General features: G+C 70.2%; 19 protein-coding genes. 4 read left to right on the forward strand and 15 right to left on the reverse strand.

Annotation, left to right across the window (positions count from 1 at the left end; all coding sequences use genetic code 11):
- The first annotated feature begins 625 nt into the window (after positions 1-625).
- Complete coding sequence (gene wrbA / locus LP52_RS11240; RefSeq protein ID WP_040273097.1) at positions 626-1,246, forward strand: NAD(P)H:quinone oxidoreductase; 621 nt, start codon at positions 626-628, stop codon at positions 1,244-1,246.
- Between the two features lie 431 nt (positions 1,247-1,677).
- On the opposite strand, the gene LP52_RS11245 is transcribed toward wrbA, so the two are convergent.
- From LP52_RS11245 to LP52_RS11260, 4 genes are all read right to left on the reverse strand, one after another.
- Positions 1,678-3,030 carry a cellulase family glycosylhydrolase gene (locus LP52_RS11245; RefSeq protein WP_040273098.1) on the reverse strand — a complete coding sequence of 451 codons (1,353 nt, stop codon included), beginning with the start codon at positions 3,028-3,030 and terminating at the stop codon, positions 1,678-1,680.
- 316 nt (positions 3,031-3,346) lie between these two features.
- Positions 3,347-4,966: an ABC-F family ATP-binding cassette domain-containing protein gene (locus LP52_RS11250; protein ID WP_040273099.1), complete on the reverse strand. Its 1,620-nt coding sequence runs from the start codon at positions 4,964-4,966 to the stop codon at positions 3,347-3,349.
- A gap of 96 nt (positions 4,967-5,062) precedes the next feature.
- A complete protein-coding gene (locus tag LP52_RS11255; protein ID WP_040273100.1) occupies positions 5,063-5,416 on the reverse strand; it encodes a hypothetical protein in 354 nt (117 codons plus the stop codon).
- Positions 5,413-5,658 carry a hypothetical protein gene (locus LP52_RS11260; RefSeq protein WP_040273102.1) on the reverse strand — a complete coding sequence of 82 codons (246 nt, stop codon included), beginning with the start codon at positions 5,656-5,658 and terminating at the stop codon, positions 5,413-5,415. Before LP52_RS11260 ends, LP52_RS11255 begins: the two co-directional genes overlap by 4 nt.
- 715 nt (positions 5,659-6,373) lie before the next feature.
- Here LP52_RS11260 and LP52_RS11270 point away from each other — a divergent pair.
- Positions 6,374-7,192, forward strand: coding sequence for a GntR family transcriptional regulator (locus LP52_RS11270; RefSeq protein ID WP_238580859.1), 819 nt, complete (start codon positions 6,374-6,376; stop codon positions 7,190-7,192).
- Between the two features lie 460 nt (positions 7,193-7,652).
- The gene (locus tag LP52_RS28350; RefSeq protein WP_238580864.1) at positions 7,653-8,087 is read left to right on the forward strand and encodes a UTRA domain-containing protein; all 435 of its coding nucleotides are present in this window, start codon (positions 7,653-7,655) and stop codon (positions 8,085-8,087) included.
- 162 nt (positions 8,088-8,249) lie between these two features.
- Here LP52_RS28350 and LP52_RS11280 read toward each other — a convergent pair whose 3' ends face one another.
- The 6 genes from LP52_RS11280 to paaA form a co-directional block, all read right to left on the reverse strand.
- Positions 8,250-10,118: a glycoside hydrolase family 3 protein gene (locus tag LP52_RS11280; RefSeq protein WP_202966097.1), complete on the reverse strand. Its 1,869-nt coding sequence runs from the start codon at positions 10,116-10,118 to the stop codon at positions 8,250-8,252.
- A 681-nt stretch (positions 10,119-10,799) separates the two neighbouring features.
- On the reverse strand, positions 10,800-11,891 hold the full coding sequence (gene paaE / locus LP52_RS11285) for a 1,2-phenylacetyl-CoA epoxidase subunit PaaE (RefSeq protein ID WP_040273108.1): 1,092 nt from the start codon (positions 11,889-11,891) through the stop codon (positions 10,800-10,802).
- The gene (paaD, locus tag LP52_RS27250) at positions 11,892-12,437 is read right to left on the reverse strand and encodes a 1,2-phenylacetyl-CoA epoxidase subunit PaaD (protein WP_052809741.1); all 546 of its coding nucleotides are present in this window, start codon (positions 12,435-12,437) and stop codon (positions 11,892-11,894) included.
- Positions 12,434-13,366, reverse strand: a complete 933-nt coding sequence (gene paaC, locus LP52_RS27255) for a 1,2-phenylacetyl-CoA epoxidase subunit PaaC (RefSeq protein ID WP_040273111.1) — start codon at positions 13,364-13,366, stop codon at positions 12,434-12,436. The genes paaD and paaC overlap by 4 nt, the downstream gene beginning before the upstream one ends.
- 7 nt (positions 13,367-13,373) lie before the next feature.
- Complete coding sequence (paaB, locus tag LP52_RS11300; protein WP_040273112.1) at positions 13,374-13,673, reverse strand: 1,2-phenylacetyl-CoA epoxidase subunit PaaB; 300 nt, start codon at positions 13,671-13,673, stop codon at positions 13,374-13,376.
- Positions 13,673-14,656 carry a 1,2-phenylacetyl-CoA epoxidase subunit PaaA gene (gene paaA / locus LP52_RS11305; RefSeq protein ID WP_052809726.1) on the reverse strand — a complete coding sequence of 328 codons (984 nt, stop codon included), beginning with the start codon at positions 14,654-14,656 and terminating at the stop codon, positions 13,673-13,675. The genes paaB and paaA overlap by 1 nt, the downstream gene beginning before the upstream one ends.
- A gap of 101 nt (positions 14,657-14,757) precedes the next feature.
- Here paaA and paaZ point away from each other — a divergent pair, with 101 nt between their 5' ends.
- Positions 14,758-16,797, forward strand: coding sequence for a phenylacetic acid degradation bifunctional protein PaaZ (gene paaZ / locus LP52_RS11310; protein ID WP_040273114.1), 2,040 nt, complete (start codon positions 14,758-14,760; stop codon positions 16,795-16,797).
- 148 nt (positions 16,798-16,945) lie between these two features.
- On the opposite strand, the gene LP52_RS11315 is transcribed toward paaZ, so the two are convergent.
- From LP52_RS11315 to LP52_RS11335, 5 genes are all read right to left on the reverse strand, one after another.
- A complete protein-coding gene (locus LP52_RS11315; protein ID WP_040273116.1) occupies positions 16,946-18,376 on the reverse strand; it encodes an RICIN domain-containing protein in 1,431 nt (476 codons plus the stop codon).
- A gap of 67 nt (positions 18,377-18,443) precedes the next feature.
- Complete coding sequence (locus LP52_RS11320; protein WP_040273118.1) at positions 18,444-19,490, reverse strand: LacI family DNA-binding transcriptional regulator; 1,047 nt, start codon at positions 19,488-19,490, stop codon at positions 18,444-18,446.
- A 47-nt stretch (positions 19,491-19,537) separates the two neighbouring features.
- Positions 19,538-20,884, reverse strand: coding sequence for an ABC transporter substrate-binding protein (locus LP52_RS11325; RefSeq protein ID WP_040273120.1), 1,347 nt, complete (start codon positions 20,882-20,884; stop codon positions 19,538-19,540).
- A gap of 24 nt (positions 20,885-20,908) precedes the next feature.
- Complete coding sequence (locus LP52_RS11330) at positions 20,909-21,859, reverse strand: carbohydrate ABC transporter permease (RefSeq protein WP_040273122.1); 951 nt, start codon at positions 21,857-21,859, stop codon at positions 20,909-20,911.
- Complete coding sequence (locus tag LP52_RS11335; RefSeq protein ID WP_040273123.1) at positions 21,856-22,761, reverse strand: carbohydrate ABC transporter permease; 906 nt, start codon at positions 22,759-22,761, stop codon at positions 21,856-21,858. Before LP52_RS11335 ends, LP52_RS11330 begins: the two co-directional genes overlap by 4 nt.
- Between the last annotated feature and the right edge of the window lie 73 nt (positions 22,762-22,834).

Consider the following 22,834-nt stretch of genomic DNA (forward strand, 5'->3'; position numbering starts at 1 on the left):
ACACCGAACCGCGCCGAAGCGCGATTTCCGATCCGCTCTTTGTTATGTCTTCACGTTAGCAGGACTCCCGCAAACCCGCCAAATCGGCGAGTCCGATGAATTCCTGCTTCCCTGGCCGACGTTTTCAAGCGCGACGGAGCCGGCAGAAGGATTCGAACGAATCGTGCCGAGCACCGAACACGCTCGAGAGAGCGCCGAGATCGGGATGCGGTCACGCCCACCGTGCGGTGTTCGCTGCGACCGAGGAAGACCGCCGCCCCGGACGCGACCCGAATAGGGCGCATCCTCAAGCGACTCGGCCCACTTTAGCCGTCTTGCTCGGCGATGCCAACTCGGGCGGCCGGTGATGTAGGTCATGGCTTGGTTGCGCGCGAGAAGCCCGGCGACCACCCGGCCGACCGGCGGCCGACCCGCCGCAGTTCGGTCGTCGGCGGACCACCCACAGCGCCGCTCCGGCGCGTCACGAGAACCGCCGTACGCCCTGGCTCCGCCTTCTGAGCAGTACGCGCCACTTGCATTCCTACGGGTGGGCCTCACCACACAGGCGCCTCAGGGGTCGCGTGTTCGATGCCGAAGCATTATCTTACTAGGAAACCAATAAGTCAGCGAGTCCCGGGAGGGAACCATGAGCGAGCCTGTGAAGCTGAGCATCATCTACTACTCCTCGACCGGCACGGGTTACACCATCGCCCGCGAGATCGAGGAGACGGCGCAGAAGGAGGGCGCCGAAGTCCGTCTGCGCAAGGTGGCCGAACTGGCTCCCGCCGAGGCGATCGCCGCTAACCCCGCCTGGCAGGCCAACGCCGAGGCCACCGCGGATGTGGTCGAGGCCGTGCCGGACGACGTCGTCTCGGCGGACGCCGTCATCTTCGGATCGCCGACCCGCTACGGCAACATCGCCTCGCAGCTGAAGCAGTTCATCGACGGGCTCGGCCCGCAGTGGCAGCAGGGCCTGCTCGCCGACAAGGTCTACAGCGGCTTCACCTCCTCGGCCACCACGCACGGCGGCCAGGAGTCGACCCTGCTGGCGCTGTCGAACACCTTCTACCACTTCGGCGGCATCATCGTGCCCCCCGGCTACACCGAGGGGAGCAAGTTCGCCGACGGCAACCCCTACGGCACTTCCCACGTGGACGCCCAGGGCAACAGCCCTGTGGACGACGTGACACGCACCGCCGCTCAGGTCCAGGCCCGGCGTGTGGTGCGCGTGGCCGCCGACCTCAAGGCCGGCAAGTCGGCCGCCTGAACCACGGGCTTCGCGCGGGTGAACCCGCACCCGGCACACCGAGGGGGCCGCGCCTGCGGCCCCCTCTTTCTTACGCCTCTTGTGCCGAGGTCGCCGATCCGCCCGCCGGGGTGGTTCGCGACCGCGTCCCCCACTTCGCTCGGCGTCGCCGTGCCGGCATCGGCGGCCCGCGTGCCGCACAGCAGCGGCGAGCCGACCGCGAGGTCGCCCCCGTCCACACGACCCCATGTCCGCATGCGGATATGGCGACACGGCCGCACGGCGACCTGGCGATATGAGCAGAGAAGGCGCCGCGTCCGGCCCGGAGGCAGGACGCGGCGCCTGGGCCCGGCGGCGGCTCTCCGGAATCGGGGCTGGGAGCGCTCCCGGCCGGAGTGCCGCCACCGGACTCCTTATCGGCCCGGACCTTCAGCCGACCCTGTTCCGCGCCGTCAGCGCGCGGAGCAGGTCAGGTCCGGAACGGAGTTGCTGCCGCTGTGGGTGCCCTGGAAGCCGAACTCCGTGCTCTGCCCTGCGGCCAGGCTGCCGTTGTAGGACACGTCGCTCGCGGTCACCTGCGACCCGCTGGAGCTGACCTCGGCGTTCCACGCGTTGGTGACGCTCTGGCCGTCGTCGTAGGTCCAGGAGACCTCCCACCCCTCGACGTCCTCCTCCGCGGTGACGCTCACCTGGGCGAGGAAGCCGTCAGCCCACTCGTTCTGCACCGTGTAGTCGGCCGTGCAGCCCTCGCCGGGCTCCGATGTGGGCTCATCGGTGGGCGTGGGGGTGGGGGTGGGTGTCGGGTCGGGATCGCCCGAGCCGTTGTAGACGCTGGCGGTCTCGGCCGTCGCGGCGATCCCGTTCTCCCCGTTGAACAGACGCTCGCCCCACGAGGTCAGGCTGTTGGGGTCGAAGTCGTTCGTCAGGTCGAGGTACTCCACGCCGCCGCTGTTGCCGCTGTAGGACCAGCCCAGATAGCCCAGCCCGTACTCCTCGGCGGTGGCCAGGATCGCGTCCTCGTCGGGGTCGCCGTCGCTGTGGTCGTGCCCGAACTCGCCGACCGCGATGGGAAGCCCGTTGTCCACGAAGTGGCCCAGGTAGTCCCTGATCGTGGACGCCTCCTCGTAGACCCCGTACATGTGGATGTCGAAGAGGATGTTGCGGTCCGGGTCGCTTTCGAACACCTGCGCGGCGTTGTCGCGCATGGTGTTGGTCCAGTCCTGGCCCCAGTTGGGGGCGTCGACCATGATCGTGTGCTCGTAACCCGCGTCGCGCAGCCGGTCGACCGCGTCGGAGGTGTCGGCCGCCCAGCTCTCGTATCCCTCGTTGCCGTAGGGCTCGTTGCCGATGTTGAGGATCGTGTAGGCCTCTTCGCCTTCCAGCGCGCTTTGGATGTCGATCCAGTAGTCGACGGCCTGGTCCAGGGAGGACGCCGCGCTCTCCTCGCCGTAGCCGGTGGTGTCGTGCACCTCCAGCACGCAGATGAGCTGGTTCTGCTTGCACTCGCTGATCACGTTGGCTACGTCGTCGGCGCCGTTGCGGGTGTACTGGACACCGTTGCTCAGCACGACGCGGACCGCGTTGGCCCCCAGTGAGCTGATCTCGGCGAAGGACTCGGTCTCCCCTGTGAACCAGGAGTGCGGGTGGTTGACGCCGCGCATGACGAAGTCGTTGCCGTTGGCGTCGACCAGGCGTCCGTTCTCGATCTGGAACCCGGTGTCGGCGCTTGCCGGCTGAATGACGAGGACGAGGGATAGGAGGAGGGTGAAGGCCGCGGAAGCGGCTAAGGCGAGGCGTGTTCGCATGTGAACTCCTCAAGGTGGACGTCGTCACGGGTCATGGACCCGGAACGTGTGGACGTACCGGCCGGCCGGACGGCTTCCCCCTGTTGCGCCTTGGCAACTATAAGCTACGTGACTTAGTTCACTCAACTGTCTAAGTAAGATTCCTCAGCGGCCGTCCGCCCCTCACGCGGACCGTCGGAGCGCACCGCGTATCCGCCAGCACTACGCCGGATCCGCGTCTGCGCCGACAGGGCGACTCGGCGCCCTGTCGACTCGTCGACTCCTCGGTTTATTGCCTCCCGCCCCCCACCGGGGTCCGCTCCGCCCTCGGCTCGGGCTATCCCTCCGCCTCCGGCGGCGGGTCGGACTCGACCGGGGCGCCGCCCCGCTCCATCCGCCACCACCGGGTGATGCCGATCTCGGCGAGGAAGGCCGTGTCGTGCCCGGCCACGATCAGCGCGCCGCGGTAGGCCGACAGGGCCTCGGTCAGCCGGGCGGAGCTGTGCAGATCGAGGTTGTTGGTCGGTTCGTCCAGCAGGAGCAGTTGCGGCGGCGGGTCGGCCAGCAGCAGGCAGGCCAGCGAGACGCGGAACCGCTCGCCGCCCGAGAGCACCCCGGCCGGATCTTCGACGCGGTCGCCGCGGATGAGGAAGCGGGCCAGGTTGGCGCGCACCTCGTGGGGCGTCGCCTCGGGCGCGGCGGCGCGCACGTTGTCCAGCACGCTGACCGCGTCGTCGAGGATGTCCAGACGCTGGGGCAGGTAGCCCACACGATCGGCGACCCGGACCACCGAGACGGCGGCGTGGCGCGCCGATGCGGCGCCGGCGACCGCACGCAGCAGCGTGGTTTTGCCCGATCCGTTGTCGCCGGTCAGGGCGATCCGTTCGGGGCCGCGCACGTGGATGCGGTCCTGCGGGCCGTCCAGCTCCAGCACGGTTCGCCCGGCGGGAACCGCGGTGTCGGGCAGCCGGATGCGGATGCGGTCGTCGTCGCGCACCGCCGATTCCGACTCGGCCAGCGCCTGCTCGGCGTCCTCCAGCTTGCCCGCCTGCATGATGCGGTGCTTGGCCGCCGAAACCTGGGCGTCGCGCTTGCGCTGGTTCATGACGACCTTCGGCTCGCGCTTGGACTCGTTCATCTTGCGGCCGTAGCGCGCCCGGCGGTCGAGCTTGGTCCGGGCCTCGATGAGCTGGCGTTTCTCCTTGCGGACATCGGTTTCGGCGGCCCTGACCGCGCGTTGGGCCGCCTCCTGCTCCGTGGCCAGCTGTTCGGCGTAGGAGGAGTAGTTGCCTCCCCAGACGCGTATGCCGCCGTCGCGCAGTTCGGCGATGCGGTCGACCCGCTCCAGCAGTTCGCGATCGTGGCTGACGATGACGAGCACGCCGCGCCAGGCGTCGACGGCCTCGTACAGCAGGCCGCGTGCCCTGGCGTCGAGGTTGTTGGTCGGTTCGTCGAGCAGGGTGACGGGCGGTCGGCGCAGGATGAGCCCGGCCAGGGCGGCGAGAATCGCTTCGCCGCCGGAGAGCGAGGCCACGGTGCGGTCCAGCGGCTCGGGGCCGCCGAGTGCGATGCCGAACCTCTCCAGTTCGGCGGTCGCGCGCTCCTCGATGTCCCAGTCGTCGCCGACGGCGGAGAAGTTGGCTTCGGAGGCGTCGCCGGCCTCGATGGCCCGCAGCGCTGCGCGGGTGCGGGCGATGCCGAGCAGTTCGGCGACGGTCTGCCCGGTGTCCAGGGTCAGGCCCTGGTCGAGGTAGCCGGTGTCGCCGTCCACCCGGACACCGCCCGAGGCCGGGGAGAGCTCCCCCGTGATGAGCTTGAGCAGGGTGGACTTGCCGGAGCCGTTCAGCCCGATGAGCCCGGTGCGCCCGCTGTCGAAGGCGGCGTTGAGCCCGGAGAAGACAGCGGTGCCGTCAGGCCACTCGAAGACGAGATCGGAGCAGACGATGGAGTGAGACAAGGGAGACCTCCCGGCGATGAGCCGACGGAACGAGCAGAGCAGTCGCGGTTCCGTTGGTCATGCGCATCGGAAAGGGCCACCTCCGTGTCTTGGCGATCATCCGCTGCGGGCGCCGCAGCACCCGCGACGATCAGCGTCGCAGCCGGCGCCTTCGCAGCGCAACGGATTTTCCTCGGAGCCGCGCCGAGCCTTCCCCCGGCCCCACGCGTGGGCTTGAGCGTCGAGCCACGCCCGCACTCGGTCGGCGCTGGACCAGCCCCGGAAGCCGCAGCGGAGGCCGTGGTCGGCGAAGCCGTCGGTGTGGGCGACACGGCGCCACACGACCCAGTACTCGCTGCCGACCCACCGATAGCAGCGGATGTCCCAGTCGTCCCCGAATTCGTCGGCGAGGCCGCCGGGAGGCTCGACGGCGCCGTCCCCGCCGCCGAGGTGGCGGTAGACCGTACTCATTCGACGACCTCCTCGGCAGCGCGAACGAGCGCGGCAAGCACGCGCACGTCCTGTGCGGCGACGGCAATCCCGGCACCGTTGCGCACCGCCCGATAGACGATCCGCCCGTCCGAGTCGGCGTCGTAGGCGATGCACCAGTCCGGGTGGGCCAGAGTGAGTTCGACGACGCGCTCGTAGGAGGGCGGCTCCGGCTGTCGCGGCGTGTAGCCGCCGGGCGCAAGGGCATGCAGGGTCCGTTTCACCGTCCCACCCCCGTGAGCAGGTCGCCGGGTGTGCGCGCAAGGTCCGGCCGAACGGCCAGCAGCCGCCGAACCGGTCCGTTGAGAGCGGCCCGGAGGTCGTCGAGCCCGTCGCCGACGAGCACAGCAGTGGGGGCGGTGGACGTGGGGGAGTCTCCGGCGGTGGATCGGTCGGACGACTCCAGGACATAGGCGCGAACCCGAGCGGCACGGCGGTGCACGCGACGGTTCGGAACGGTTAGAACACTGAGGGTTTCCGACTGCGGCCGCATGAGTACACCTCGGATTCGGTTCCGGGCGAGGGCCCGATGGAATGGGAATCAGTACCGAAGATCGGCCCAGGTGGTGCATTCGCCTGAACGCCGCTGCGACGAGCCGATGCCGTCGACGATCGACGAGACGAGCGCCAGGCTGTCCGTGGCACCGCCGCCTGACGGAGCGGGCACCGCTTCGGAACCGGGAGAGCGGCTGCGTCGGGCTGTCACCTCGACGCGCACCGTTCCCGAGTCGCTGACCCGCACGGTGACTTCGCCCGAACCGCAGTCCGCGGCCCCAGCTCCCCCGCGGCGAAGACCGCGTCGTCGACGCGTGAGGACTCGACCAGAAGCACGTTGACGGCGTGCCGCACCACCGGCACCATCGCGCGACTCGCTGGGACGGTTATCGACTCGTCCATACTCGGCCTCGAAATCTGAACGTACAGATTAACTTCCTGTACGTGCAGCTTGATCTGTACGTACAGGCTTGTCAAGCTGTTCGTTCGGATCGACTGCCAAAGGGGGGTGCCGTGCCTCGCGCCAGCTACCAGCGCATCGCCGACGAACTGCGGAGACGCATAATCACGGGCGAGCTGACCTCCGGCGAGAGGATGCCCTCCCGGCAGGCACTCGCCGATGAGTTCGGTGTCGGGCCTCGTGTGGCAGCCGACGCTGTGCAGCAGCTGGTCGCCGAGGGATACGCGGTCTCGAGAACCGGATCGGGTACCTATGTCCGGCCGAAACCGCCGCTCCGCAGGCTGACCCGAAGCTGGTACCGGGAGTCGCGCGGCGGTTCCCCGTTCCGAGCGGACATGGCTGCTCAGGCGCGTAGCGGCGGCTGGGAATCCGCATCGGAGACAGTGCCCGCTTCTGAAGAAGTCGCCGCTCGCCTGGCCATCGAGCCCGGTGCCGAAGTCATGCGCACCGGCTACACGTTCACCGCAGACAACGAGCCGGTCATGCTGTCCACCAGCTACGAACCTCTGGCAATCACTCGCGGCACACCCGTCGTCCTTCCCGAGGAAGGCCCGTACGCCGGGCGCGGCGTCGTCGAGCGTATGCGGGAGATCGGTCAGCGCATCCTGCACGCGAACGAGCTCGTGACGGCACGGTCGACGGACGTCGCTGAGGCCGATCGGCTGCGCATCGGGCGCGGAACCGCCGTGATCGTGATCAAGCGGACGTATTACACGCAGGACCACCCGGTCGAGACGGCAGACATCATCGTGCCGTCGGACCGCTACGAGTTGGCGTACACGATTCCTGTCGCCCCGGAGTGAGTCGCGAATCCGCCGCGCTGTCGGGAGTCGACGGCTAAAGTTCGAACCGACGAGACGACGGCAGCCCGCGACGAGGGGCCAATGGACGCACGGACACTGCACGACATAGCCGCTCTCCCGGATCCCGTGGAGCGCGCCCGTTCCGCTTCAGCGGCGATGGCGAGCTTGCAGGGACAGAGCGTCGAGCTTTCCCGCATACGCCGCGGCGCCATCGTCGAGGCGCAGGACTCCGGCATGCGGCAGGACGACCTCGCCCGTCAGCTGGGCGTGACTCCGGGCCGTGTCTCGCAGATGAAGAAGGCGGGAGCCGGCGACGACGCCCACCGTGCACCGACAGGGCCGGTCGGGCCGCGGCCGCGTGTCCTCGTCGAGCGGGCGCTCCCCACGCCGCCTACCGTCCGAGGCTCCACATCCCTCTACCTCACCGAGGCCGACCGGCAGGGGATCGCCCCGGAACAAGATGCTCTTCGTCGGGCAGGAACCGGCGAGCGAACACGTGGCGGCCGCTCTTCGTACCGAGTCCGGTGACCCGGTGATCGCCCGCCGCAAGATGTTCTGGGCCGACGGCGTACCGGTGCGCATCGCCACCAGCTTCTTCCGGACGGACATCGGCGAGGGCACCCGGCTCGACGATGAAGGTTTCGTACTGCCTACTCTGCAAGCCGCCATCGAAGACCTCGGGCACACCTTCAGCCATGCGACCGAAACCCTCACCGCGCGTCCGCCGACGCCGTATGAGGCCGATCTGCTCGACGCCGCCGGCGAGTGGGTGGTGCAGATCCTGCGCGTGAGTGTGAGTACCGACGACGTGCCGATCCATGCGCTGGAGACGGTGTGCGCGGCCTCCAGACACGCGTTCCCCATCGGACAGGTCGCCGGCAGCGACCAGTTCTGAGCCTCGGCCGCCGCCCGGCCGTGTTGGGGCCTGCCACCCACGCATACGCAGGCGGTGCACAGCAGTCTGCGGTGCTCGTTCCACGTGAAACGGCCGCGCCGGTGGGCAGGTCCGGCGCGGCCGCGCTATTCGGGTGGGACCCTTCGCGCAGGGCCCGGACGGTCAGTGACGCAGGCCGTAGCCCAGACGGAAGAGGGGTTTCTGGCCGTCGCCGCGGTTGATCGGCTCCTGGTCGACCGAAGACGGCCAGGTGACCGGGAGGCGGCCGCTGAAGCGTTCGTGGCCGAAGACGACGTCGGTCATGCCCGCGCCCTCGGTCCCGGGCAGCCAGGAGGCGACGAACGCGTCCGCGGTCTCAAGCTCCTCCTCGATGATCAACGGGCGCCCCGAGACCAGCATGGCGATGCACACCTCGGTCTTGGCGCAGATGTCGTTGAGCTGCTTGGTGTCGTCCTGACTGAGTTGGAGGTCGCCGTCATCGCCGACACCCTCGGCGTAGGGGGTCTCGCCGCCGACCCAGATGCCGATGTCGCCGGAGTAGTCCTGGCCGGTGTCGGTGCCGACGAACTGCGCGTTCGTGTCGGTGCCTTCGGTCTCCTGCTGGACGGCCTCCCAGAAGGTGGTGCCCTCGGTGGTTTCGCCGCCGCTGCCCTGCCAGGTGATGGACCAGCCGCCCATCTGGTAGCCGAGGTCGTCGGCGGTCTTGCCGCCGACCACGATGTCCTTGCCGGAGTCGGGCGACAGCGGGAGCACGTCGTCGTTCTTCAGCAGCACCTGTGATTGGGCGACGGCATCCCGGGCGGTCTCGCGGTGCTCGGGGGAACCGACGTCGCCGGTGTAGCTGCGGTCGGTGAAGGGTTCGTCGAACAGTTCCTGGTCGAACTTGAGGTCGAGGACGCGGCGGACCGCGTCGTCGATGCGCTCCTCGCTGATGCGGCCGGCGCGGACCTCGCTGACGATGGCGTCGATGTTCTGCTCGTAGTCGTGGGGGACCATGATCATGTCCAGCCCCGCGTTGATCGACTTGCGCAGCTTCTCTGCGTAGGAGTCGCCCTCGACCTGGCGCACGCCGGCCCAGTCGGAGATCACCACACCCTCGAAGCCGAGCTCGCCTTTGAGCACCTCGTCGAGGAGGTACTCGTGCTGGTGCATCTTCAGCCCGTTCCAGCTGCTGAAGGAGGCCATGACCGTGGCGACGTCGGCGCGGACCGCCGCGCGGTAGGGCGACAGGTGGATCTTGCGCAGCTCGCGCTCGCTCATCCGCGCGTCGCCCTGATCCATCTCGTAGTCGCCCTCGCCGGTGCCCCAGGTGGTGCCGCCGTCGGCAACGTAGTGCTTCGCGGTCGCCGCGATACCTTCGGATCCGAGATCGTGGCCCTGGAACCCCTTGATGGACGCGTAGCCCATCTTCTTGGCGAGCCGGGGGACCTCGCCGAAGCCCTCGTAGGTGCGGCCCCACCGGTCGTCGCGGGGCACGCTGACCGCGGGCGCGAAGTTCCAGTCGATGCCGGTGCCCAACACCTCCCGGCGGGTGATGTCCTGCGCACGCCACACCAGCTTGGGGTTGCGTGTCGCGCCCATGCCGATGTTGTGGGGGAACACCGTCGCGCCGACCACGTTGCCGTGGCCGTGGACGGCGTCGACACCGTAGATCAGCGGGATGCCCAGCCGGCTCTGCATGGCCGCACGCTGGTACTCGTCGTACATGTCGGCCCACTCGGCGGCTGTGCCGCCCGCTTCGCCGCCCGGACCGGCGCCGCCGCCGGAGAGCAGCGAACCGAGGCCGTACTCGGCGATGGCCTCCTTGTCGTCCATGACGTTGGTGTGGTTCACCTGCGTCATCTGGCCCGCTTTCTCCTCAAGGGTCATCTGCGCGAGGCAGTCCTCGGTGGAGTCGCAGCGGGGCCCGGACGCGGCGCTCGCGGGGGCCGAGGCCACCATGAACGGCAGCAGCAAGGCACCTGCGGTCGCCGAGCAAACGGCGAGGAACGGAGCGGATCTGCGCGCGGTGGTCGCGCGGGGACCTGCCATCGATCGACCTCCTGATTCTGCGCCGTGCGGCGCTTCGGAAACCCAGCGGCCCCACCCCGGTGTCGTACTTCGAAGGGCGTTCGCCCCTTTCCGTGATCACCCCATGGCACAAAGTAAAATTACTGTAAACAGTGTTTCTAGGAAGCGTCAATAGTCGGGACCGCAGGGGCGTATCGCGGGACGGCGTCGGCCGCCGACCGTGTCGGCGCGGAGTCCGTCGCGCCTCGTGCAGGCGGCCACGCGTACTGGATGCATATCTCCAGAACCCCCGATGACGTGGGAGGACACGCCTGTACCGGCGGTCGTCAGCACGCCGGGCGGTGCTGCGGCGGGGGTGGTCGGTCGCCCCGCGGTGGGCGGCGACGGCGGATGGCCTGGGCGGCGCGATCGGTGAAGTCGGCCCGGGGCCGATCGCCCGACGACGGGTCGGTCGCCGGTGGGTCGTGCCGACGTGTCTCCGAAGTCACTGTCAGCGCAGCGAGCGGCCCCATGGGCCCGCTCGCTGCGGGAACCACGTCCGGGCGGCGGAAGCAGGACGGGGCGCCGCATCCGTCGGGCGCGCAACCGTTCGCCGGTGGCCCGGTCTACGCCGGCCCCGGCCCTTCGCCGCCCTCGCCGCCGCCGCGGCGCGGTGCAGCCCGAGCCTCGTCCCTCAAGCCCCCGGGCCTCAGACCCCAGACCTCACGCGTCGTAGTCCACCGTCACCTCGGCGGTGACCGGGTACGACTGGCAGGTGAGCACGAACCCCTCGGCCACCTCGGCGTCCTCCAGCGCGAAGTTGCGGCGCATGTCCACCTCGCCGGAGGTGACCTTGGCACGGCAGGTACCGCACACCCCGCCGCGGCACGCGAACGGCATGTCGGCGCGCGCGGCCTGAGCGGAGTCGAGGACGGAGGCTCCGGCGGGCATCGGCGCGCTTCCGCTGCGCCCGTCGAGCACGACGGTGAGGTTGCCTCCGGCCTGGGAACCGGTGGCCTCGACGCGGCGCGGCGGAGGCGGAGGGGCGTCCACGTGGAACAGCTCGCGGTGCACCCGCTCGGCGGGCACGCCCAGGTCGGCGAGGACGCCGCGCGCGCCCTCGGTCATCGCGTAGGGCCCGCACAGCCACACGTGGTCGGTGCCCCGCAGCGGGACGAGCGCCTCCAGCACCCGCCGGAACCGGTCGGGATCCAGCCGCCCGGCCAGCAGCTCGGCGTCGCGGGGTTCGCGGGAGAGCACGTGGAGGAGTTGGAACCGGTCGGCGAAGCGGTTCTTCAGGTCGGCGAGCTCCTCGGCGAACATGGCCGTGCGCGCGCTGCGGTTGCCGTAGATCAGCGTGGCCTCGGCTCCGGGGTGGCCGTGCAGCAGCGACGCCGCGATCGACAGCACCGGGGTGATGCCCGAGCCGGCGGCGACGAGCAGGTGCCGCCCGCCCTGGGCGGAGTCGGCGCAGAACGAGCCGGAGGGCGTGGCCACCTCGACCTCGTGGCCGGGGACGACCTCGTTCACCAGCCAGGAGGAGAACAGGCCGTCGGGTACCTCGCGCACGCCGATGCGCAGCGGCCCGCCGTCGGGGGAGCAGATCGAGTAGGTGCGCCGGTGTTCGCGGCCGTCGATCCAGCGGCGCAGCGTCAGCGACTGGCCGGGCCGGAACGCGAAGTCGGCGGCCAGTTCCGGCGGCACCTCGAACGTCACCGCCGCCGCGTCGGGGCACAACCGCTCGACGGAGGCCACGCACAGGGTGTGGAAAACCGGGGCCGTGCGCCGCCGCGGCTCGGTGGAGGTGGCGGTCACTCAGATCTCCTTCATGTGCTCGAAGGGTTCGGCGCACGCCGTGCAGCGGTACAGCGCCTTGCACGCCGTGGAGCCGAACTCGGAGGTCAGCTCTGCGGAGTCGGAACCGCACCGGGGGCAGTGCAGAGCGCGGCGGCGCGGGGTCAGCGACAGCGGCACCGGCCCGTCGCCGCGTGGTGCCGGGCCGGGCGGCGAGATGCCGTGCTCGGCGAGAAGGCGCCTGCCGCGCTCGGTGATCCGGTCGGTGCTCCACGGCGGATCCAGCAGCGTGCGCACCTCCACGCTGTCGAACCCGGACTCCCGCAACGCCCGGTCCACATCGGCGCGGATGGCGCCGATGGCCGGGCAACCCGAGTAGGTGGGGGTGATCCACACGATGGCGCCGCCGTCGCCGTCGGCGTCGACCTCGCGCAGTATGCCCAGGTCGGCCAGGGTGAGCATGGGCAGCTCAGGGTCGGTGACCGCCGCTGCCGCCTGCCGGGCCCGCCGCCGGTCGGATGCGGCCCGGTCGGCCTGTGCGGGTGCTCCCGCGCGCTCGGTGCTCACCACGTGCCCCTGGGGTGTTGTCGGGCCAGCGACTGCATGTCGCCCAGCAGCTCGGACAGCGCCGGGGTGTGCTCGCCGGCGCGCCCGCGCGCGGTGGCAGCGGCGTCGAGGTCGGGGCGGTGCAGGTCGGCGGCTCGGAGGACTTCGTCCAGGACCGCCGCGCACGCCGGGCGGACCGCGTCCGGCGCGACGCCCACGCCCGCTTCGGCCATGCGGCGCTCCACGGGGTGCACCGCGAACAGTTCGGCGGCGTGCGGCCAGACGGCCTCGGCGGCGGCCTCGGTGCGCCGGCGGGATTCCGCGGTGCCCTGCGCCAGCGTCACCGTCCATCGGGCGGCGTAGTCGCGGTGGTAGGCGACCTCGGCGATGCCCTTGCCGGCGACTGCGGCGAGCACGGGGTCCGCGGATCCGCGCAGCTCCTCCAACAGGGCCAGCCGCCACACGGAGAACAGCAGCAGCCGCAGCGTCGACTGCGCGAAGTCCCCGTTGGGGATCTCGGCGAGGGCCGCGTTGCGGAAGCCGCCGGTGTCGCGGAAGAAGGCGAGCGCGTCCTCGGCGGGCACGGGCGAGTCGGGCGGCAGCGGGGGGACCGACTCGGGATCGGCAGCGGCGGCGCGCGCCAGCAGCAGCCGCCCTTGGCCCAGCAGGTCCAGGGAGATGTTGGAGAGTGCGACGTCCTCCTCCAGCTCGGGCGCGTTGCTGCACCACTCGGCCAGGCGCTGGGCGAGCACAAGCGCGTCGTCGCCGAGCATCAGGCAGTAGGCGGCGAGGTCGGCGCGGTCGACCCCCGCGGGCACCGCGGTGTCCACGCCGGCCAGCGGGTCGTCGAAGCCGGTTCCGAAGGCCCACTGCGCGGCGTCGCCGTCGACGTCGACAAGACCCGCATAGACCGACTCCTCGTTCGGTTCGGCAGCGGGAGAGTGCGTCATAGCGGCCTCACATGTGGGGGACGTCGTCGGGGACGGTGTAGAAGGTGGGGTGGCGGTAGACCTTGTCTCCGCTGGGGGAGAACATCGGGTCCTTCTCGTCGGGGCTGGATGCGGTGATGAGCGCGGAGCGCACCACCCACACGCTCACCCCCTCGTTGCGGCGGGTGTAGACGTCGCGGGCGCGGTGCAGCGCCATCTCGTCGTCGGCGGCGTGCAGGGAGCCGACGTGCACGTGGTTGAGTCCGCGCTTGCTGCGCACGAAGACCTCGTACAGCGGCCATTCGGGGGCTGTCGCCTCGGCGTCCATCAGTGGCCTCCTCGTGCTGCGCCGCTGCCGACCGGGGATTGCTCCGCGCCGCGCGCGGCGAAGGCCGCTGCGGCCTCGCGCACCCAGGCGCCTTCCTCGTGGGCGCGGCGGCGGTGGGCGATGCGTTCGGCGTTGCAGGGACCCTCGCCCTTGACGACGCGGGTGAACTCCTCCCAGTCGGGCTCGCCGAAGTCGTAGTGGCCGCGTTCGGGGTTCCAGGCCAGTTCGGGGTCGGGCAGGTGCACGCCCAGCGCGTCGGCCTGGGGAACCGTCATGTCGACAAAGCGCTGCCGCAGCTCGTCGTTGGTGTGGCGCTTGATCCCCCAGTGCATGGACTGCGCGGTGTTGGGGGAGTCGGCGTCGGGCGGGCCGAACATCATCAGCGAGGGCCACCACCAGCGGTCGACCGACTCCTGGACCATGGCGCGCTGGTCATCGGTGCCGCGCATCATCGTCATCAGCAGTTCGTAGCCCTGGCGCTGGTGGAAGGACTCCTCCTTGCAGATTCGGATCATCGCCCGGCTGTAGGGGCCGTAGGAGCTGCGGCACAGCGGCACCTGGTTGCAGATGGCCGCGCCGTCGACGAGCCAGCCGATGGTGCCCACGTCGGCGTAGGCGGGGGTGGGGTAGTTGAAGATCGAGGAGTACTTCTGCGCCCCGCTCAGCAGGCGGCGGGTCAACTCGGCGCGGTCGACGCCCAGCGTCTCGGCCGACGAGTACAGGTACAGGCCGTGCCCGGCCTCGTCCTGCACCTTGGCCAGCAGGATCGCCTTGCGGCGCAGCGAGGGGGCGCGCGAGATCCAGGCGCCTTCGGGCTGCATGCCGATGATCTCGGAGTGCGCGTGCTGGGCGATCTGGCGGATGAGGGTCTTGCGGTAGCCCTCGGGCATCCAGTCCCGCGGTTCGACGCGGTCCTGGCGCTCGATGATCGCCTCGAACTCCGCGTTGAGCCGTTCCTCGTCCGCTGCTGCGGGTGCCGCCATGGCTGCTCCAACCAGCTACTGCCACCGGTCCATTTACTGACCGTTCGGTCTGTAATAGTCTGCCACCACGCTGGCCGAGGGCGCAATGGAGGGACCCAGCCGTGACCGCACTTCTGGAGAGCTACGCACAGGGCACCTGGTACCGCGCATCCGACGAGGGCAGGCCGCTGGCGGACGCGACCACCGGCGAGACCGTCGCCCGCCTGTCCGGCACCGGCCTGGACGTGCCCGGCATGGTCGGATACGGCCGCCGCGTGGGCGGGCCGGCGCTGCGTTCCCTCACCTTCCACCAGCGCGCGGCGATCCTGAAGAGCCTGGCCAAGCACCTGACCGGGTGCACCGACGAGTTCCACGCGCTCTCGCACCGCACCGGCGCCACCCGGCGCGACAACACTGTCGACGTCGACGGCGGCATCGGCACGCTCTTCAGCTATGCGAGCAAGGGCGCGCGCGAGCTGCCCAACGACACGGTGCTGCCCGACGGCGCCGCCGAGCCCCTCGGCCGCGGCGGCACCTTCGTCGGCCAGCACGTCTACACCTCCCGCCCGGGCGTGGCGGTGCAGATCAACGCGTTCAACTTCCCGGTGTGGGGCATGCTGGAGAAGTTCGCCCCGGCCTTCCTCGCGGGCGTGCCCAGCATCATCAAACCCGCGAGCCAGACGGCCTACCTCACCGAACTGGTGGTGCGGCGCATCGTGGAGTCCGGGCTGCTGCCCGAGGGCACCCTGCAACTGCTCGCCGGCGGGCCCGCCGGGCTGCTCGACAACCTCGGCCCGCAGGACGCCGTCGCCTTCACCGGCTCCGCCGAGACCGGGGCCGAGCTGCGCGCGCACCCCGCGGTCGTGCACAACGGGGTGCGGCTGGGCGTCGAGGCCGACTCGCTCAACTGCTCGGTGCTGGGACCCGACGTGTCACCCGAGGACCCCGAGTTCGCGCTCTTCACCGACCAGCTCGTCACCGAGATGACCGTCAAGACCGGGCAGAAGTGCACGGCCATCCGGCGCGCCATCGTCCCCGAGCACCTCGCCGACGCGGTGGTGGACGCGGTCGGCCGACGGCTGGAGCGCGTCGTGGTGGGCGACCCCGCGGACCGTGAGACCACCATGGGTCCGCTGGCCGGGCTGGACCAGCGCACCGAGGTACGCAAGGCCCTCGCCGCGCTGCGCGGGTCGGCCGAGGTCGTCTTCGGCGATCCCGAGCGCTGCACGCCGGCGGGCGCCGACCCCCAGCGCGGCGCCTTCGTCGCGCCGGTCCTGCTGCGCGCCGGGCGGGACGCGGCCGAACCCCACGAGGTCGAAGCGTTCGGCCCGGTCAGCACGGTGGTCGGCTACCGCGGCGTCGACGAGGCCGTCGAGTTGGCCGCGCGCGGGCGCGGGAGCCTGGTCGGCTCCGTGGTCACCCACGACCCCGGCGCCGCACGCGAGATCGTGCTGGGCCTGGCGCCGTGGCACGGCAGGCTGCTGGTGCTCGACCGCGACGACGCCGAGGAGTCCACCGGCCACGGATCCCCGCTGCCCATGCTCGTCCACGGCGGTCCGGGACGCGCCGGAGGCGGCGAGGAGCTCGGCGGAATCCGCGGCGTCCTGCACCACATGCAGCGCACGGCGGTGCAGGCCTCCCCGGACATGGCGACCGCGATCACCGGCCGCTGGACCACGGGCGCCCGGCGCCGCGACGACGGGGTCCACCCGTTCCGCAAGAGCCTGGCCGAGCTGCGCATCGGCGACACGGTCGCCTCCGATTCGCACACGGTCACGCGCGAGGACATCGACCGCTTCGCCGACCTCACCGGCGACACCTTCTACGCCCACACCGACGAGCAGGCGGCGGCGGCCAACCCGCTCTTCGGCGGAATCGTCGCCCACGGCTACCTGGTGGTCTCCCTGGCCGCCGGCCTCTTCGTCGACCCTGCGCCGGGCCCGGTGCTGGCCAACTTCGGGGTGGACCACCTGCGCTTCTCCACCCCGGTCAAGGTGGGCGATTCCATCGCCGTCACGCTGACCGCCAAGCAGATCACCCCGCGGACCAACGCCGACTACGGCGAGGTCCGCTGGGACGCGGTGGTCGCCAACGCCGACGGGCAGCCGGTGGCCACCTACGACGTGCTCACCCTGGTGGCCAAGGAGCAGCCGGGAGGCTGAGCGGGGGCGTGCCGCCTCGTCGATGTGGAGACCCGGCGAGCAATCCACGAGTCGACATGTCGCCGGGTCACCATGTCGCCGGGCCCGCGGAAACGTCGGCGGGGTGCGGCACGGCACCGTGCCGCACCCCGCGATCAGCGCTCCGCCGTCATGTGCGCGACCACTGCTGGTTGCCGCCCCCGGTGCACGTCCACTGGATGACGCGTGCGCTGTCCTGGCTCGACTCGTCGCTCACGTCCAGGCAGAGGCCGCTGTGCCGGGCGACGATGCGGGAGTAGCCGCCGCCGGCGTCCTCAAACGACCACTGCTGGCTCGCCGAGCCGTCGCACGCGGATTGGACCGCGACGGCGCCGGTTTCGGTGGAACCGCCCTGCACGTCCAGGCACATCCCGCTGTGCATCGCGGTGATCCGCGCATAGCCCGAACCGGTGTCCTCGACGGACCACTGCTGGTTGCCGCCGCCGTGGCACGCGTACTGCACAAGCTCGGCGCCCGCGGAGTCCGAGCCGTCGACCACGTCCAGGCATTTGCCGCTGTGGCGGGCGGCCAACTCCTGGAACGAACCGCCGAGGCCTTCGACCTGCCCCGTAGCGGTGTCGATGCTGATTCGGGAGTGGTAGTCCATCGCCAGTGTGCGACCGCCGGGGAACCGCAGCGGCAGCCACACGTACTCCGATTCGTTGGGGACACCGCCGTCGGCGCCCGCCCAGCGGTCTCCCATATAGAGGTAGGACGTCCTCTCCGACCCCTCGACGGGGAGCACGAAGGTGGTCTGGGACCCGTAGCCGGTGGAGTTCCCGAGATCGGACCACCCGCTCCACTCGCACCCGATGCAGTCCGCGGTGGCGTACTGCTGCTGGTTGGGATCCCAGCCGGTGGCGCCGGAGGTGACCAGGTAGTAGACGCCGTTGCGCTGGAACATCGCCGGAGCCTCGCGGTGGCCGCCCGGCCAGGGGTTCGCCACCAGCTCCTCGACCTCGGTGTAATCCGGGCTGAGCCGGTAGATGTGCAGGTCGTAGTTGTTGCGCGCGGAGGAGATCATGTAGCCGGTGCCGTCGTCGTCGACGAACGCGGTGATGTCGCGGGACATGTGGTCCAGCGGCCGGAAGCTGCCGAGCCACCGGTAGTCGCCGTCGACGGTGTCGGATACGGCGACGGCTGCCCGCGCCTCGCTGTAGTCCTGGCCGTTCTCCTTGTGCATCCACATCACGTACTGGTCGGTGCGGTCGTTGTAGATGACCTTGGGGCGCTCGATGTTGGCTGTCTGCAGTTCGGGGTCGGACTGCTGGGTCAGGACGTGGTTGCGGAACTCCCAGTTCTTCAGATCCCTGGATCGGTAGACGGATACGTATTCGAATCGGCTGTCGTCACCGCGGTTCTCGCCGAACCAGTAGTAGTAGTCGCCGACTTCGAGCACTCCGCCGCCGTGAGCGTGCAGGGGATCGCCCGAGGTGTCGGTGAACCGCGTCCCGTTGGTGACGGTGACCGGTTCGGCGTGGGCCGTTCCGGCCGCGGCCGACGGCGCGACCAGGCTCAGCAGTCCGACGACGATCAGAATCCGGAGGCGTTGCGTGGACATTGGACGCTCCTTCGCGAGGAGTAGGGGATGGTCCGAGTCGTGTGTAACGCGTGTCCTCTCCGCCGCATCACCTCCCGCCGATCCCCGGTGTGCTCTCCCGCAGAACCGCGTGCCCGGTCAACCGCACCAGTCGCGGCTCGGCCCCGGCGGGCTGCAGCGCCAGGTCGAGTGCGGCACGCCCGGCCTCCGGCCACGGCAGCCGGACCGTGGTCAGCGCCGGGGCGACGTCGCGCAGCACCGTCACGTCGTCGATACCCGCCACCGCCATGTCCGCGGGAAGCGACAGGCCCGCCTCGCGGAAGCGCGCTATGGCGCCGACGGCGACCGTGTCGCTGATCGCCAGGACCAGCTCGGCGGGCATCCGCCTGCGCAGGCACTCGCCGGCCGCGGCGTATCCGCCGTCGCGGTCGAACCCGCAGTGGATGACACCGGACGGCGGCACCTCGATGCCGTGCCCGGCCAGGCCCGCGACGAAGCCCTGCACGCGGTCGTGGGCGGTACGCGCGTCGGCCGGCCCGCCCAGGATCGTCACCCTGCGGTATCCGAGGCCGACCAGTGCAGCGGCCAGTTCCGAAGCGGCCGCCACGTTGTCGAGGGAGACCGTGTCGAAGGGCATGCCCTCCTCGCTGATGGCGACGACGCGCCCGCCCTCGCTCTGGAAGGCGGCCAGCTCCTCCACCAGCCGCTCCTCCCACACGGTGCTGGTCACCGACCGGCCGCCGGCCAGGATGATCGCCCGGGGCCGCTGACTGCGCAGTGTGGACACCACGCGGGTGGCCTGCTGCGCGCTGTTGCGACTGGAGATCATGGTGACCATCCGGTCGTCGGCCTCGGCGGCCTTGAGCACACCCGCGGCGACCGGGGAGAAGTAGTCGTCGTTGATGCCGTTGACCACCATCGCCAGGTGGTCGCCCCGGCCGCGGGCCACGGCCTGTGCGGCGGTGTTGGCGGTGTAGCCCAGTTCGGCGGCGGCGGCGTGCACCCGGCTCTGGTACTCGTCGCGGACCTTGCGTGCGCTGCCGTTCAAGGCACGAGAGGCTGTGGAGGGCGAGACCCCGGCGCGCCGGGCGACGTCCTCAAGCGTCACCGGAGTGGAACTGCTCGGCGTCTCCACGGATCCCGCCCCTTCCCCGGCCGGCGCCAGCCGGCCCTGTCCTGCACTCAGCCGACGTCGAAACCCTGGTCCTCACCGTAGGACCGGAGCTGCTCGCCCCACTTCTCCGCGCCGTCCTGGACGGCTCCGCCTTCGCTGATCTCCGAGCCGACGGAGTCGCCGAAGACCGAGTTGGCATAGACCTGGTACGGCAGGTACTGCCAGCCCTGGGCCACCTGGCCGGAGGCGTCGGCGAGGACCTTGTTGGCCTGCTGTCCGCCGAAGTACTCGAACTCCTTGTTCAGCCACTCGGGGTCCTCCAGCGGCGCCGACTGCGCAGGGAAGGAACCGGCGTCGAGCTGGGCGTCGACCGAGGCCTCGTTGAGGGAGAACCACTGGAGGAAGCCCATCGCCAGCGCGGTGTCGTCGCTGCCCTCGACGACCGAGAAGCCCGAGCCGCCGTTCTCGGCGTTCTGCGGGTCGTCGGCGTCCCACATCGGAGCGGGGGCGACGCGGAAGTCCCCGGCGTTGTCGGTGAGCGTGCTGGAGATGTTGCCCAACGCCCAGGCACCGGTGGTCCACGTGGCCAGCGAGCCGTCGCCGAGACTGCGCCACCACTCGTCGGTCCAGCCGGGCTCGGGTGCGACCAGGTCTCGGCTGATCAGGTCGCTCCAGTAGTCGTTGACTTTCGCGGTGTCCTCGCCGGTGAAGTCGACGGTGACGCTCTCCCCGTCGTGCTGGAACGGGCGGCCCCCGCCCTGCCAGATGAGGCTGTCGAGTCCGCCCGCGTCGCCGGGGTCGATGGAGGCGATGCGCGAGTCCGGCAGCTCGTCCTTGATCGTTTCGGCGGCCTCGGCGTACTCCTCCCAGGTCGCGGGCGGTTCATCGATGCCGGCTTCGTCGAAGACCTTCTGGTTGTAAAGCATGATCAGCGGCCCCGTGTTGTTGGGCAGCCCGTAGGCGGTGTCGCCGTAGGTCATCTGGCGCCAGGAGGACTCGGTGAACTCGTCCTTCAGGCCGCCCAGGCCCCATTCGTCGACGCTCACCAGCTGTTCGGACAGGGCCAGTTCCGGCAGCGCGAAGTACTCGACCATGGCGAGGTCGGGGATGTTCTCGCCGGAGCTGATCGCGTTCTGCAGGGCGGTGTACTGGTCGGCCGACTGCCCCGCGTTGACGATCTCGACGTCGACGTCGGGGTGCTCCTCCTCGAACGCGGTCACAGCACTCTCGAACTTGGTGCTCCACGTCCACAGAGTCAGCTCGCCGCCCTCCTCCAACGCGGCTTCGATCTCGGCCGAGCGGTCACCGGAGGAGCCGGTGCCGCCGTCCGCATCTCCGCCTCCGCAGCCTGTCGCGAGGAGGGCGAGGCAGATACCGGGGGCAGCGGCCGACAACGCGGTTCTGGACAGACGCATGGGACATTCCTTCGCGATGGGGGGTTACTGCTTGACGCTCCCCGCGGCCAGGCCGGACTGCCAGTACCGCTGCAGGAACAGGAAGGAGGCGATCAGCGGCACGACCGCCAACAGGGATCCGGTGAGGACCACGTTGTAGACCGGTTCGAGGTTGGCCCCTGTCGTGACCTGGTTGTTGAGCTGGTTCAGGCCCACGGTGAGGGGATACAGGGACGGGTCGTTGAGCATGATGAGCGGCAGGAAGTAGTTGTTCCAGGTGTGTACGAGGTTGAACAGCAGCACTGTCGCGAACCCGGGAGCCATCAGCCGGAAGGACACGCGCCAGAACGTCGTCCACGCGTTCGCGCCGTCGATCTTGGCCGCGTCCAGCAGCGAGTCGGGGATGGAGGCGGCGGCGAACACGGTCATCAGGTAGAGGCCGAACGGGCTGACCAGAGCCGGGACGATGATCGACAGGCGGGTGTTGGTGATTCCCAGTTCGGCGAAGAGCAGGAACGTCGGCACTGCGAGCGCGGTCGCGGGGATGGTGATCGCGCCGAAGACGATCGCCCGCACCAGGCGCTTGGCCGGAAAGTCGAACTTGGCCAGCGCGTAACCTCCCCAGGCGCAGATGACCGTCGCACCCACGGCGCCGACCACCGAGTACAGCGCGGTGTTGAACAGCCAGGTGAGGTAGATGCCGTCCTGGTAGGTCACCGTCGTGACGATGTTGTCCCACAGCGAGATCTCCGATCCCAGCCACAGTCCGTTGGACCGGAAGAGCTCCCCGTTGGACTTGGTCGCGTTGACCGTGAGCCAGTAGAGGGGCAGCAGCGTGTAGACGACCATGAGCACCATGAGCGCCTGGAGGACCAGGCTGGTGCGCTTCTTCCGCGGGCCGCGCGAGGTGAGGCGCCGCTGCCGGGGTTCGGGCGCGCCGAGCGCGGGCGCGGGCTCGCCAGCGGGAGCGGAGGCGGTCGTAGCGGTGTCGCTCATCGGGACTCCTGGCGCGCGGTCATCCGCTGGGCCGTGTAGGCGACCACAACCGTGATCAGCCCGAGCACCACGGCTACCGCCGCGGAGTAGGTGACCTGGTTGGCGTTGAAGGCCAGCTGGTAGGCGTACATGTTGGGGGTGAAGTGCGTGCTGATGGAGCCCGGGGCGAGCGTCTGCAGGACGTTGGGCTCGTTGAACAGCTGGAAGCTGCCGATGATCGAGAACAGCGTCGCCACCCACAGGGCGGGCCGCAGCGCCGGAAGCTTGACGCTGAACGCCTTGCGGATCTCGCCGGCCCCGTCGATCTCGGCGGCCTCGTACAGCTCTTCGGGGACCGCGCGCAGAGCCGCGTAGAGGATCAGCATGTTGTAGCCGACGAACTCCCAGGTGACCACGTTGCCGATGGCGGGTAGCACCCAGCTCTGCGAGAGCGGGCTCGGCAGCGCGAGTCCTGTGGCGGCGTTGAGCTGGCCGACGAGTCCGAACTGGTCGCCGTAGATGAATCCCCACATCAGCGCGGCAACGACGGAGGGGACCGCATAGGGCATGAAGATGCCCAGCCGCATGAACCGCATGCCCCGCACACGCCCGGAGTCGAGCGCAAGCGCGACGAGCAGGGCGAGCCCGATCATGATCGGCACCTGGACGACGAGGAATATCCCGACCCGGCTGATGCCGTCGAGGAACCGGGGGTCGGTGGCGGCGTCGACGTAGTTCTGCAGGCCCACGAAGGAGCGGCCGCCGATCAGCTGGTCCTGGAAGAGACTCAGGCCCGACGCGTAGCCCAGCGGGGCCACGACCCCGACTCCGAAGACGAGCAGGAACGGGGCCACGAACGCCAGTCCGGTCCAGTCCCGAGGCGGCCGCCTCCGTGGTGCGGCGGGTGCGGAGACGGCGGCCATCACTCCTCCTCGTGCCAGTCGGGGGCGGCTCTGCCGATCCGCCCGGTGATGGTGTAAGAATTGGAATGCGCTT

Source organism: Streptomonospora alba (genome assembly GCF_000826685.1).
Classification (GTDB): Bacteria; Actinomycetota; Actinomycetes; order Streptosporangiales; family Streptosporangiaceae; genus Streptomonospora; species Streptomonospora alba.

Coding starts and splice junctions, on each gene's coding strand:
- LP52_RS11245 (WP_040273098.1), bottom strand. CDS start 3,030: ATGCGAACACGCCTCGCCTTAGCCGCTTCCGCGGCCTTCACCCTCCTC.
- paaA (WP_052809726.1), bottom strand. CDS start 14,656: ATGGCGGCACCCGCAGCAGCGGACGAGGAACGGCTCAACGCGGAGTTC.
- LP52_RS11315 (WP_040273116.1), bottom strand. CDS start 18,376: ATGTCCACGCAACGCCTCCGGATTCTGATCGTCGTCGGACTGCTGAGC.
- wrbA (WP_040273097.1), top strand. CDS start 626: ATGAGCGAGCCTGTGAAGCTGAGCATCATCTACTACTCCTCGACCGGC.
- LP52_RS11255 (WP_040273100.1), bottom strand. CDS start 5,416: ATGAGTACGGTCTACCGCCACCTCGGCGGCGGGGACGGCGCCGTCGAG.
- LP52_RS28350 (WP_238580864.1), top strand. CDS start 7,653: ATGCTCTTCGTCGGGCAGGAACCGGCGAGCGAACACGTGGCGGCCGCT.
- LP52_RS11325 (WP_040273120.1), bottom strand. CDS start 20,884: ATGCGTCTGTCCAGAACCGCGTTGTCGGCCGCTGCCCCCGGTATCTGC.
- LP52_RS11280 (WP_202966097.1), bottom strand. CDS start 10,118: ATGGCAGGTCCCCGCGCGACCACCGCGCGCAGATCCGCTCCGTTCCTC.
- paaC (WP_040273111.1), bottom strand. CDS start 13,366: ATGACGCACTCTCCCGCTGCCGAACCGAACGAGGAGTCGGTCTATGCG.
- LP52_RS11330 (WP_040273122.1), bottom strand. CDS start 21,859: ATGAGCGACACCGCTACGACCGCCTCCGCTCCCGCTGGCGAGCCCGCG.
- paaB (WP_040273112.1), bottom strand. CDS start 13,673: ATGGACGCCGAGGCGACAGCCCCCGAATGGCCGCTGTACGAGGTCTTC.
- LP52_RS11335 (WP_040273123.1), bottom strand. CDS start 22,761: ATGGCCGCCGTCTCCGCACCCGCCGCACCACGGAGGCGGCCGCCTCGG.